The organism is Reinekea marina, assembly GCF_030409715.1.
GTDB lineage: Bacteria > Pseudomonadota > Gammaproteobacteria > Pseudomonadales > Natronospirillaceae > Reinekea > Reinekea marina.
Map to the genome: position 1 here is coordinate 2,322,457 of NZ_JAUFQI010000001.1, position 12,698 is coordinate 2,335,154.

13 protein-coding genes are annotated in these 12,698 nt (G+C 43.4%); 6 read left to right on the forward strand and 7 right to left on the reverse strand.

Annotated elements, in window-relative coordinates:
* Nucleotides 1-103 precede the first annotated feature (103 nt).
* Nucleotides 104-337: a hypothetical protein gene (locus QWZ13_RS12530; protein WP_290282060.1), complete on the reverse strand. Its 234-nt coding sequence runs from the start codon at nucleotides 335-337 to the stop codon at nucleotides 104-106.
* Complete coding sequence (locus QWZ13_RS12535) at nucleotides 283-2,673, reverse strand: c-type cytochrome (RefSeq protein WP_290282061.1); 2,391 nt, start codon at nucleotides 2,671-2,673, stop codon at nucleotides 283-285. Before QWZ13_RS12535 ends, QWZ13_RS12530 begins: the two co-directional genes overlap by 55 nt.
* 170 nt (nucleotides 2,674-2,843) lie before the next feature.
* On the opposite strand from QWZ13_RS12535, the gene QWZ13_RS12540 reads away from it, so the two are divergent.
* Entirely contained in the window at nucleotides 2,844-3,242 is a 399-nt protein-coding gene (locus QWZ13_RS12540) for a hypothetical protein (protein ID WP_290282062.1), read from the forward strand.
* Nucleotides 3,243-3,248: 6 nt separating this feature from the next.
* Here the strand turns inward: QWZ13_RS12540 and QWZ13_RS12545 are convergent, their stop codons facing one another.
* Complete coding sequence (locus tag QWZ13_RS12545) at nucleotides 3,249-4,052, reverse strand: YihY family inner membrane protein (RefSeq protein WP_290282063.1); 804 nt, start codon at nucleotides 4,050-4,052, stop codon at nucleotides 3,249-3,251.
* A gap of 46 nt (nucleotides 4,053-4,098) precedes the next feature.
* Between QWZ13_RS12545 and arsC the strand changes: the two genes are divergently transcribed.
* From arsC to QWZ13_RS12560, 3 genes are read left to right on the forward strand one after another with little or no spacing between them, the layout of a single operon-like run.
* On the forward strand, nucleotides 4,099-4,443 hold the full coding sequence (gene arsC, locus QWZ13_RS12550; RefSeq protein ID WP_353958986.1) for an arsenate reductase (glutaredoxin): 345 nt from the start codon (nucleotides 4,099-4,101) through the stop codon (nucleotides 4,441-4,443).
* Complete coding sequence (gene wrbA, locus QWZ13_RS12555) at nucleotides 4,443-5,036, forward strand: NAD(P)H:quinone oxidoreductase (RefSeq protein WP_290282064.1); 594 nt, start codon at nucleotides 4,443-4,445, stop codon at nucleotides 5,034-5,036. Before arsC ends, wrbA begins: the two co-directional genes overlap by 1 nt.
* On the forward strand, nucleotides 5,029-5,442 hold the full coding sequence (locus tag QWZ13_RS12560) for a DUF2069 domain-containing protein (RefSeq protein WP_290282065.1): 414 nt from the start codon (nucleotides 5,029-5,031) through the stop codon (nucleotides 5,440-5,442). Before wrbA ends, QWZ13_RS12560 begins: the two co-directional genes overlap by 8 nt.
* Here QWZ13_RS12560 and QWZ13_RS12565 read toward each other — a convergent pair.
* Nucleotides 5,439-6,506 carry a GlxA family transcriptional regulator gene (locus QWZ13_RS12565; protein WP_290282066.1) on the reverse strand — a complete coding sequence of 356 codons (1,068 nt, stop codon included), beginning with the start codon at nucleotides 6,504-6,506 and terminating at the stop codon, nucleotides 5,439-5,441. The genes QWZ13_RS12560 and QWZ13_RS12565 overlap by 4 nt on opposite strands.
* A 294-nt stretch (nucleotides 6,507-6,800) precedes the next feature.
* On the opposite strand from QWZ13_RS12565, the gene QWZ13_RS12570 reads away from it, so the two are divergent.
* On the forward strand, nucleotides 6,801-8,927 hold the full coding sequence (locus QWZ13_RS12570) for a M4 family metallopeptidase (RefSeq protein ID WP_290282067.1): 2,127 nt from the start codon (nucleotides 6,801-6,803) through the stop codon (nucleotides 8,925-8,927).
* 32 nt (nucleotides 8,928-8,959) lie between these two features.
* Here the strand turns inward: QWZ13_RS12570 and QWZ13_RS12575 are convergent, their stop codons facing one another.
* Together QWZ13_RS12575 and QWZ13_RS12580 are read right to left on the reverse strand one after the other, a co-directional pair.
* Nucleotides 8,960-9,157: a hypothetical protein gene (locus QWZ13_RS12575; protein WP_290283447.1), complete on the reverse strand. Its 198-nt coding sequence runs from the start codon at nucleotides 9,155-9,157 to the stop codon at nucleotides 8,960-8,962.
* Nucleotides 9,063-9,737 carry a 2OG-Fe(II) oxygenase gene (locus QWZ13_RS12580; protein WP_290282068.1) on the reverse strand — a complete coding sequence of 225 codons (675 nt, stop codon included), beginning with the start codon at nucleotides 9,735-9,737 and terminating at the stop codon, nucleotides 9,063-9,065. The genes QWZ13_RS12575 and QWZ13_RS12580 overlap by 95 nt, the downstream gene beginning before the upstream one ends.
* A 497-nt stretch (nucleotides 9,738-10,234) precedes the next feature.
* Here QWZ13_RS12580 and QWZ13_RS12585 point away from each other — a divergent pair, with 497 nt between their 5' ends.
* On the forward strand, nucleotides 10,235-12,070 hold the full coding sequence (locus QWZ13_RS12585; RefSeq protein ID WP_290282069.1) for a beta-ketoacyl synthase: 1,836 nt from the start codon (nucleotides 10,235-10,237) through the stop codon (nucleotides 12,068-12,070).
* Nucleotides 12,071-12,117: 47 nt separating this feature from the next.
* Here the strand turns inward: QWZ13_RS12585 and QWZ13_RS12590 are convergent, their stop codons facing one another.
* Nucleotides 12,118-12,579 carry a hypothetical protein gene (locus QWZ13_RS12590; protein ID WP_290282070.1) on the reverse strand — a complete coding sequence of 154 codons (462 nt, stop codon included), beginning with the start codon at nucleotides 12,577-12,579 and terminating at the stop codon, nucleotides 12,118-12,120.
* Nucleotides 12,580-12,698: the final 119 nt, after the last annotated feature.

Sequence of the window (12,698 nt, forward strand, 5' to 3'; positions counted from 1 at the left end):
TGATTTAGGAAAGCGATTCACAGGGCTCTCTCCACGTGTCACTCGACTATTTGGTTCTGGCAAATTCGCATTAACTGATGAACGTAACTCATTACCTTTTGGGTTACAAAAGGTGGTTGGATCCCAACCACCACCTAAATGCGCAAACACAAAATATTGCCCGACGGGCGCAAATGTTGCGGCGCTGGCTTTGGTACTTACGCTTAAAGGTGCAACCATTGCTAATCCAGAAGCACCTGTCGTTTTTAAAAATTCTCGACGATTCATTGTTATTCTCCTGAATTAACCGTAAATGAAGCGGTAGTCGCTTAGCATGAATACCACGACAACGTACCAAGCATCTTCAATGTCGTTTCCATTTGTTCCACCGCATCCTGAGCTGGCGGTAGCGCCATTTTCTAGCGCACTCATGAACAAATCAAAAACTAAGTTCACTTCTTCACTGCTCAAATCAACTTCTTTTTGCAACATCGCTAGATATAGGAATTGAATATTTGAACGAATTGCTCGAATATTATTCATCCTAGTTTGTGCCGAAATGTTAGTGGCCATTGGATTCGTATTCAATTCAACATATTTCAGCAGTTTGCGTTCTTCACGATCTCGATTAAATTCATTGTTAACAATGTCACAGGCTTCCTCAACGGCCATACGGTCTAGGACACCAGCGATGATTCCCCCGACGGAGTCTGCATCTTTCAAAATATCATTAGAATTCATACCGCCGATAAATTGTCGAGAGTTCAATTGACGTAAGTCCAAAGAGTTAGTCCAACCACCCGAATTTAAAGCACGAAGCTTTTGATGAAGAACTTGAGGAGCCAAATAGCTCACGGCGCCAACCTGAGTGTATTTGTCTGAAAAGCTCGGGCTAGCCACATTCGCACTTCGGTAATAGGCACTTTTGGTTACCGCATAAACCAGCGCTTTTATGTTATAACTGTCCGCTTTAAATTCAGTCGCCGCGTTTGCAATCAGGCGTGATTGTTCAGCATAGGCATTTCGGTATTCTTCAGGGGAGTCATCGCCTGGCTCACCTAAAATTTGCTGACCTAACATGCCGCTAACCACAATTTGAGCAATGCCACGTGCATAGGCAGGGTCATTTGCGATTTGCTCGCCTAACCATTGTAGCTCACGGTTTGCATAACTGGTTCCCTGCCCTAATTGGTTGTAATCAATATCAGCATTACTCAAACCCCATCCAACAGTCTTGAGATGTGCTGGCACCCGATCAGAATTATCTGGATCCCATAGGCCATTCAATGCATAACTTTCAAAGGCTTTCGCAACAGGATCCATAATGTCATGGCAAACTTTACAGTCAGGGTTTTCCTGTGTTGGATCGTTTGTACCAACGCTCACGCCATCAAAATCATCAAAAGCAATGGTACTGGCATCTCGGTTACCCTCAATCGCTAACAAATCTTTCGCAGCAAAGAACCAATAAATCATTCTTGCTCTGTTTCGATGCATATTGGTTTCGGTTGCAGTATATACATTCAAAAATAATTCATCTGTGATGACGCCGGAATGAGGTACGCCGCTGGCTCTTGGTAAACCAGTTCCTGTTTTTTCATTATAAAAAATCTGAGCCGCTTTTAAATCTCGTGGATCATAAGGGTAGTCCGACATTATGTATTGATTTCGATCTGTTGTTGACAGCCCAATTCCGCCAAGATATTCAACAACATCTAAGTACTCATTTATTTCTTTTTGTGAGTTAAATGTGCGCCATTCTGGATTAGACACTGGTTTTGACGAGCCATTCGGACGAGGCTGATCAGGATCTACAATAACTACATTATCGCCCAGCATATCAAACATAAACTTGTTGACGACTGTGTATTTACCACTGACAAACTCACGGAAGTCTCGATCGTTTCGAGCTAAAAATTCAACATAGAGCATGGGTTTACGTGCTAACCCTTGTTCAGCAAAAAAGCGCAAATAGTTTCGAGTTAACATTCCTGGTACTTCACTCTCCCATTCTCGTGTATCAGGGAAAGGCGTATAATTACCACCATTTGGATTAGGCAACTGGAATTGACCATTTCCGCCATCATACAAGCCACGTACGTTACCGCCATTTTCACTACGATAACGATCCGTCAGCATGGTCTCATTGAAAATATCTTTTAACCGCTCGTAAAAATAGTCTTCTTCCATGAAGCCATAAACAACTTCTTTTTCACCCCCTACGTTTTCAGAAAAGGTGGCAACTTCTTCATCGGTAGGTAAACGGCCCGCGAGGTCGAATGCAATTTTATAAATTGCTTCCTTCTCTGTCATGGTGGCTAACCCGGGTAATGTACGCTGTACACTACCTATAGAACCCGAGTTAAAAGCATCAAAAACATATTCTGCGGTGTTACGAGCATCGTCACCTTTCAGGGCTTTAGACGCACTTGGCATATCTCGTTCAATTTTGGCAATTAATGAGCTAGTGTCACCACAGGTAGCACAACCAATTAGGCTGCCTCCGTTACCACCTTGACCACTTGAACCATGGCAAGAAGCACATTGCTCAGCATAAATCGCCTGACCTTTTTCATTGATACCGCCAGACCGACCTTCAGCATCGCCAAAATCTTGCGTACAGGCTGTTAACACCAAAAAGGTGCCGGCAATTAATAATTTTAAACTAGCTTTTACGAGTGTGTTGTAATCCATGCTCTCTCCGCGACCTCTGAGGAGGTTCTATCATTTGCTCAAGATACAACCAAGAAGTACAAGCCATGCGGAACTGAATCACAGAATTTTAGCTTTATTTACAAAACGCGATTGATGTCACATTGCAAAATCGGAATACTGATACTGATCTGACCAAATAGGTCACATTTTTGCATGGTTATTCAAATCAAAATGATTACGACAACAGGTTATTCAATTTTATGACACCAAAAATTGACACAAATTCAGTCCGCCTACTATTAGCTCATTACGCTAAAGCAAGGGAGGTAGTGACTTACAAGGAGTTAACCGAAAGACTGGCCATTACACCCCCTCATTCTATTCAGCAATTAGTTCAGTTACTCGAGGCATGCCAAGAAGATGACGCGGCGTTACAGCAACCTCAAATAGTCAGCGTGGTTGTGCAAAAAAATGGGCTGAATTGCCCAAGGTCAGGTTTTTTCCAAAAGCTCAAGGCACTAGGCCTGTATCAAGGCCCTGATCAAGGACCGGAAGCTCAGATGTGGCACCAAAATGAACTCGAAAAAGCCTTCGAGTTTTATCGTTAAATCACATTATTGAGGCTTTTGAGCCGCTTTTGATATCCAGCGCGCGAATAGTGCGCCATAAAGCAAAGTCGCCCATGCGGCCTGGCACCATAGTAAAAATAGCGGGATCGCATAGAACACGCCGAAAACTAACGACCAATTAGGAATATTGGTGTAAAACCAAGAAAACGCTGCTTTTAAAATCATAAATCCAAGGGTCGCTAGCAAAGCGGCCAAAAATACCCACCTAGCCGCTATAGAACGCCGACTGGCTAATCGATATACAAAAAAAAGCACCAGCAACTGTGCCACTTCTGCACCAATTGAAATCGACGGCAATAAACGGCCTAGACCCGTTCCTAATATAATTTGAAAAACTACAATGGCTGTCATACTTGCCACCAGCAATGACATCAACGCAGGCATGACCCAAACGTAATGTAACCATCGCCGTTTACCTCGTCGTGTTTCAAGTGCAAATACCTCATGCAAGCTGTGGTCTACCCTATTTACAAGAAACAAAACGCTGGCAATGAGTAAAATAAAAGAGCTCAACGGTAAATCAGTGGAATCCGCTTGCCAAAACTCCAATCGTTCACGCCAAGAAATTGCTTGTTCGGGAACCAATTGCGATAAAAACTGCTCAAGCAACTCGGCTATTTGTGACTGATAAACCGGCAGTTGAGAGATAAGCCAAACAGTCGTAAACGCAATGGGCACAAGCGCAAATAAGGTCGCTAAAGTCAGCACCGCCGAATGTTGCCCAATGTGGCTTTTTGCTACAATATTTGAATTTAAGAAGACCTGAATACTTCTTCCGATTCCTTTCATACGGTATGATCTCGTGAACGAACATTAATAAAGGATGATGACGGAAATGACCGCAACTATCTACCACAATCCTCGCTGCTCTAAATCTCGACAAGCTTTAGCTTTACTCGAAGAAAAAGGGATTGACGCCAACATAAAACTTTATTTAAAAGAATCTTTAACCGCAAAAGAGTTGAAAGAGCTCATATCAGATTTAGGAATCAAAGCGCACGATATTTTACGCACTAAAGAAGTGGAATATAAAGAGTTAGGTTTATCCGCAGAATCAACCGAATCAGACATTATCAATGCGTTAATAAACACCCCTAAACTACTTGAACGCCCAATCGTGAAAACTGTCAAAGGCGCTCGAATTGGGCGACCAACTGACGCTATTTTGGACATACTCTAGTGCCTTACATTCTCGTTTTATTTGCTAGCCGCCATGGCAGCACTGAAACATTAGCGCACAACATTGCAGAGGGAATTGAAAGCATTGAGGGCATTTCAGCGCTGGTTAGAACGGTAGCTCCGATCGGAACTAGCTTTAACCCTGAGATATCCGACATTCCTGAACAAGGCTCACTTTATTGCAGTGTAGAAGAGTTCGCCAATGCCAGTGGGTTAGCACTAGGGTCTCCCGGTCGATTCGGAAACATGGCCGCCGAGCTTAAATTCTTTTTAGAACAAACCAGCACACAATGGCTGTCTGGAAAAATGATCGGTAAACCGGCGACCGTTTTTACCAGTACTACAACCGTTCATGGTGGCCAAGAATCTACGCTACTGAGTATGATGAACCCTCTTTTTCATCATGGAATGACGTTAATGAGTGTCCCTTATACTGAGCCAAGGCTGCATGCTCAAAGTGGTGGCGGAACGCCATACGGGGTTAGCCATGTAGCCGGGCCACATCATAATGCGATTGATTCAGAAACGGCTATGCTTGCTAAACAACAAGGGAAACGACTCGCACAACTCGCACTGAGGATAATGAATGACTGATCACACTATTTCGATTAATAAAAAAATTAGGCTTCATTACATTTTACTGGTCATCGCAGTCATTGTGGGTGTGTTAGTCAGTGGGCCTGCTTTAGATTCAATGCCATTAGGGAAATGGTTTGCCAGCGGCACTATTATTGCCATCATTACTTGCCTGCCGTTGTTACTATTTATACCAACAATCATAAACCCCAGTTCAACCGGATTAAGCTGGTATGGATTCTTACTTCTCGCTTATATTTTAGGCGGGCTCGTAAAGTTATTAGGCCCATCTGGTTTAATTGGCGGGCTACTCATCGTTGGCTTTAGCCTTACTAACTTTATGTACGTCATCATGTGGCTCAGACCGTTTAAAAAAGCCGCCAAGGCGAAAGAAAAACAACAGAAAGCTAAAGCCAAAAGCTAACCTGAGAATGGCTTACTTCTAACTATGCGCCGGTAATCACTCGGGCTTACCGACGCATGCTCTTTAAAGGCTTTAGAAAAATAAGCGTTATTCGTATAGCCGCTGGCAAAAGCGACTTCAGCCATCGACAAATTCGTTTCTCTTAATAAATCTTGTGCGTATTCCATTCTAATTTTTGTAAGGTATTGCAAAGGCGCTAACCCGGTCGCTGATGTAAACCTTCTTCTAAACTGTCTTTCGCTCTGCCCGACAACTTCGGTTAGTTGCTTTAGACTTATGGGTTCAGCTAAATGCGTCCTCATCCAGCTTTGTGCTAAGCTCACTAGCTCATCATTGTGCATTGCACCGCCAGGTTCATAGAATGGCGTTGTAAAAGATCGCTTTAGCTCATGCATAAATTGTTGCTCTACTAACGCTAACGCTTCTTCCCCCCAATGCCTTTCAATAAAATACAATACAAGATCAGTCTGTGCGTTAATTGAACCCGCACAATACAAGCCATCTTGGTGAGTAATAAAGTGTTGTTTTTGAAACTCAACGTCGGGAAAGCGCTTTTGAAATCGGTCTAGATAATACCAATGCGTAGTAGACACTCTTCCGGCTAATAATCCTGCCGAACACAAATGACCTACTCCTGTACCAGTGGCAATCAACTTGGTGCCGTTTGCGTAAGCGTTGGCCAACCATGCGTGCATTTCACTAGCCTGGCTTAACTGATGCCAAGGGCTCCCCCACATGGGAGGGACAAACACCCAGTCAAAATGGCTTTGCGTTTCAAAGGCGTCCGTTGCAACGAGCGTTATCCCACCGGTTAACGTCACAGGCCCCGTATGGTTACTGATAAAATGAGCGCTGAATTGAGTGTTTTGATCATTTTTAACGTGATCCGCAGCCTGGAACATTTCGACAGGTACGGTAACGGCCGTTGCTAATACCTGCGGGTACAATAAAAAGCCAACTTTCATTTCAATTGCCGTTTTTAAACATTGCGTGTCCGAAATAGCATACTCTTTTTTTTCAAGAATCTCTAATACGCCCTGATCAACGCTCTTTAAATCGCACATTTCAATTTAAAGCGATTCTCCCGCCATGTGAGTGCTTATCAGAAAAAGCTCTCGATTTGTTTGAATTTTGAGACATCGGTCGAAAAAAACACACTCTCGACCACTGTTTTTTAAACAGAGTTCACAAATTAACCTACGTTGGGTTGTGGCTATGTTTTGACCACTTTAATAGTGGTGTTCTGTCCGCTCAAAAAACACCCAAAAGGTGTTATTTGCATCGAGTCAGTCTGACGTGTGCTTGCCAAAAACGAGCCGTGTTAGAACACAATAATAATGACAACATAGGATACTCTAATGAAACATTTTAAGTTTTCACTCTTGGTCAGCGGTTGCTTATTAGCATCCGCGACGACCTTCGCCGCCGATCGGGTTCCAGCGACGGAAGTACACTTATCGCAAGGTATCATGGCTTCTCAAGCGAATGCCTCATCCGTGCAGTTAGTCAAATCACGTCGCTTAGCCAATGATGTAACCGTAGAGAAGTATCAGCAAACCTACCAAGGCGTTCCCATTTGGGGCGAAATAATTACTCGAAGCGCAAGTGCAAATGCCTCTGCTTCGTTAGCCGGTGACTATGTCACCAATATCGCGTCTGATTTACCTCAAATGACACCGACATACGATGGTAAAGAGATTCTAAATTACGCTTTAGAGCAACATAGCCTTAGAACACAAGGCGTTCGCCCAAGCCAGAGCGCGATAAAAAATAAGTTAATGCAACTTGAGAACAAACAGCAAAACTTATGGGTGCGTTTAAACGACAATGATGAAGCCCAGCTCGTTTACCTTGTGTCTTGGATGGACTATTCAGCTGAGCCTACTCGCCCACATTACTTTATTGATGCCATGACCGGTGAAGTACTTGAGCACTGGGATGGTCTTGCGCATAGAGATGCAACCGGCCCAGGTGGTAATGAAAAAACAGGTCAGTATTTTTATGGCACCGACTTCCCAGCGCTTAATGTCGATGCTAACTGCCGCATGGACAGCCCAAACGTTGAAACGATCGACATGCAAAATAGAACCACCGGTGGCTCTGTTTTCCAATTTACCTGCCCTGAAAACACGAACCGATACGCCAACGGTGCTTATTCGCCACTGAATGATGCCCACTTCTTCGGCAACGTCGTGTTTAACATGTTTAACGATTGGTACCAAACGGCTCCTATTAACACTAAGTTGCGTATGCGCGTGCATTACGGAAACAGCTATGAGAACGCCTTCTGGGATGGCAGCCAAATGACCTTTGGTGACGGTGCTACACGCTTTTACCCACTCGTGAGTTTGGATGTTTCCGCGCACGAAGTCAGTCATGGTTTTACTGAGCAAAACTCTGGTTTGGTTTACAGCAATCAATCGGGTGGTATGAATGAAGCCTTTTCTGATATGTCTGGTGAAGCCGCTGAATTTTACATGAAAGGCAGTAACGACTGGCAAGTGGGTGCCGATATCTTTAAGTCGACGGGCGCATTGCGTTACATGGATGATCCGACCAAAGATGGTAAGTCGATCGGTCATGCGTCTAACTACACATCAGGTATGGACGTACACCACAGCTCGGGTGTATTCAACCGAGCATTTTACCTAATGGCCACGTCTCCTGGTTGGGATACTCGCAAAGCGTTTGATGTATTCGTTCTAGCAAACCAAACTAAGTGGACTCCTAACTCAACCTTTGTTCAAGGTGCTTGTGGCGCTCTCAGTGCCGCGCAAGACTTAAGCTACGATACATCCGTCGTTGTTTCAGCCTTTAATACTGTCGGTGTTTCTACGGCTTCTTGTGGTGGTGGAAGCACAGTTACTCCTCTGGATAACGGTGTACCCGTCACTGGGTTAGGCGGCGCTTCAGGTAGTACTGTCATGTTTAAGCTCGATGTACCCGCTGAAGCCACTGACGTTACAATTAACATCAGTGGTGGAACCGGCGATGCTGATTTGTATGTTCGTTTTGGATCAGAACCAACGACATCTTCATACAACTGCAGACCATACAAAAATGGTAATAACGAAACATGCAGTTTCAACCCTGCGCAGACAGGTACTTACTATGTAATGATTCGAGGATACAGCACTTATAGTGGCGTTACCTTAACGGGCTCGTATGCTACAGGAACTGGCCAACCCACCTCTGGTACAGAAACAAACTTAAGTGGAGTTACTGGTAGCTGGAAACACTTTGAAATTAACGTACCTGCCGGTGCAACTAACCTAACGGCGTCAATTTCAGGTGGTTCAGGGGATGCTGATTTATACGTTCGTCAAGGCAGTCAGCCTACAACGTCACAATACAATTGCCGCCCATATCGAAACGGGAACAACGAAACGTGCTCTGAAAACGCCCCCGCCGCTGGTACTTGGTGGGTCAGTATTCGGGCTTATTCGAGCTATTCGGGCGTTACAATGAACTGGGATATTAACTAATACTTAACTTTGAGTATTTAAACGCTATCTAATCAACAAGGGTAGGCGCTACAAAAGCGCGTACCCTTTTTTTTATTGCGTGATTTTGTGGTACATCGGCGAAAATTTGTCATTAAAAATGAATAGCTTTGCGGTTTATCGCGGAGGGTCAATACTATTGTTGATGGAAGTGTTAACACGAAACCAACCAGCAACGGAATATCGATCTCTTGTTGCAGGTAGCACTTCATGTGGAAATTCTTCGCTAAGAAAGGCTACGACCGTTCCATAAAGTGGCACTACTTTTATACCTTCTCGGTCTTTTTCGTCTCTGTACACAACCAGCTCCCCACCATCCGATGGCCCCCACCCAGGATTTAAGTAGGTAACAATTGAAAGTACTCTATTCGCTTGGCCCCTGAACGCATCATAATGCCTTTTATAGTATGCGCCGGGCGGATAGTGAGCAAAATGACTTTCAAAAGAAAACAGCCCTAAGAAAAGTCGTTGATTTAAAAATCGTTGCAATTTCGTCGTCCAACCTACCCACTTACTCCCTGCTTCTGAATCACTGGTGATCCAGCAAATTTCATCGGTTCTCACAAATTCCGTCTTTAGATAGTCGTCACCACGTCCGATGCCGGCATCGACATATATATTGGAGTTGAGCTCCAGTTGGTGAGCATACAAAGAACTTGAAATATCATCAGGTAAGGCACCGTGCCTAATACTAAAGCCTTGATTGACGAGGTCATCCGCGATCAGTCCAAAAAGAGTTTCATCAATGGTATTTCCATCATTAGCTTTAGGGATTCGCTTAACTGCTGCCAAAATTTTTATCTACCTATTCGAATAAAAGTATAAAAACCAGAAAAAATGCCCAATTAAGCCACCCTAAAAAAATGATCGGCCGTATGGCTTTCTTAAATGACCAAAATGCATCTTGTTAGAATGAAACGTTTTGCCGCCTTAGTTACCTACAAATAAGCCGTAAATTTTAAGGGTTTAATCTCCTTAGTATCGAAAATCAGAGGATTAATATAAGAGAGCTTAACGTAAATACCTACTGTTTATTTCGCCTTGTTAAATATTGAAAGAAACTTATGCCATGCAACGTTGGGTTTTAACTCGCACGATACGAATTTTGTGTAAAATTCGCAATTGCGCGAATCCAGCTGTTCATTTCAGACCTATTATCGATAGAACATTGATATAACTTGTTGATGACGCCTAATTATCCGATAAGCAATAAATAATGGCCGATTTATTATACCCTTAATCATAAAATCCCCCTATATTCTGCACAAACACTTTGTAAGAGACGGTTTATGAAAAAGCTTCCCGTAATAGTCGGTTTTGGTGGAATAAACACAGCAGGACGTGCTTCCATGCATCATGCCCACAAGCGCATGGTTCATGATGCATTAGATGATTCAACCATGAAAAACACTTGGGAAGACTTAGCCACATTGATGGGCTTAGATCGCAATGCGGATGATTTCAAAGAGCAAGCTCTCAAAGGCACACTTATTCGCAAAATCGAATCCACTTTATACGATCCTGATAAAGTTCAATCCGCGAAACAAGGCGAATTTAACACCGACGCCACGCGAAATTTCAACGTCAAAAAAGGGCATCTTCCTGAAACTATTCCGGAGAATTGGAGTGTAACTGAAATTGATGCAAAAACGGTCAATGTAACCATTAAAGGCCCGATCACTGCAGTCATTCCTGATAATTACAAAGCAAAAGTCAGCAGTGCTGGCCAATTACCCACCGGATTTGACCCAAGCAGTTATTATAACTCGGCACACCACCCTCGCGGACTACAAATGACAGTTTTTGGTGCTTCCGATGCTATTCAATCTATCGGTATTGATTGGTCAAACATCGTGGACCATATCTCACCTGATGCAATTTCTGTTTACGCAGGTTCTGCTGTAGGCCAAACCGATCAATACGGTTTAAAAGGGCTTTATCAAGCTGGCTATAACGGAAAACGCACCACCTCAAAAATGATGCCATTGGCATTACCTGAAATGGCCGCCGATTTTGTGAACAGCTATATCATTAACAGCGTTGGTAATACGGGTTCAAATGCAGGTGCTTGCGCTACTTTTTTATATAACCTTCGCCAAGGGTTAATCGACATTCAGTCAGGGCAATGTCGCGTTGCCATTGTAGGCAACTCAGAAGCACCCATCGTTCCAGAGATTATGGAAGGCTTCCGCGTAATGGGAGCGCTGGCTGAAGATGAGCAATTAAAGCAACTTGATGGAACTGAAACAGCCAATAATCGCCGAGCTTGCCGACCGTTCTCTTCTAACGCTGGGTTTACCATGGCCGAGTCGGCACAATTTATTATGCTCATGGACGATGAGCTAGCCTTAGAGTTAGGCGCTACGGTATTTGGTTCTGTAGCCGATGTGTTTGTGAATGCAGATGGCAATAAAAAGTCGATCTCAGGTCCTGGCGTCGGAAATTACATTACTATGGCAAAAACTACCGCTCTTGCTCAGGCCATTTTAGGTGATGAGTTAGACAAAACATTTGTCATGGCACATGGTACAGGTACCCCGCAAAACCGAGTCACTGAATCACATATTGCCAATGAAGTTGCAAAGTCATTTAAAATTAACAACTGGGCCGTCTCTGCAGTGAAATCGTACGTTGGCCATTCACTAGGACCGGCCGCTGCAGACCAAATTACCGCCGCGCTTGGGGTATGGCACACAGGTTTTGTTCCTGGCATCAAAACCATTGACCACATCGCCGATGATGTTTTAGATTCAAATCTGAACATCTTAATGGATCATCACGCTGTAGGTGAGCACGGCGCTGAGATGTTGGGTACCGTAATTAATTCGAAGGGGTTTGGCGGCAACAATGCCAGTGCATTAATATTATCGCCGGAAAAAACTAAGGCATTAATGAAGCAGCGCCATGGTGAAAAGTCATTCACCAAATACCAAGTGCGCAATGAAAACGTTCTTGAGCAACAAGCCAAATTCGATGAAAATACACGCCTTAATGGATTGTCAGTAACCTATTCATTTGGCGAATCGGTGATGAGCGATAAAGACATCAGCTTCGACCAAGAGTCTTTTAAACTCAGTGAGTTTAAAAATAAAATTAAGCTGCCTAACTCAAACCCGTTTATTTAATAGAAAATAAAAAAGGACCGATACTCGGTCCTTTTTTCTAGCATACCTTACCCTTTGGCATTTTTAGTCAACGCTAAAAAGCCCCCTAGCGCAATCAATAACAAGGCAGTACTGGTAATTATGGCGACGGGGTAATACAAATTACCGGCCAACTCTAATTGGCTGTACTTAATAACCATGATCAGCCCTTCTAATGAAAGTGCGATACACACGGTACCAATAAAGCGCGGAATGGTGCGTCTTAAGCCTACGACAGCGTCTTTTTCCGACTCTTGATCATGGCTAGAGTATTCACTGTGAATCACTAATGCCAATTCAAATACGGCTAAAGCAATGATCCCAGTATTAATGCCACTTAAGAAAATTTGCATAATATTGGTACCATCTAAAATGCCTTCCAGAACTTTTTTAGCAAGCGAAAAAAGTATTGCCGCGGCTAAACCAAAAAAGATAAAGGTAAAAATTTTAGCGAAAATACTGCGTACAACGGAAATCAATTGATCGTTCATATCATCCTTACTAATTTAAAATAAATAGTCCTTAGTCAACGCTAAGGATGTCAGAATGATAATGAAATAAAAAAATATTGGTGAGATGACGTTCAAGAAGTGTTGTAAGCATTGAGTGA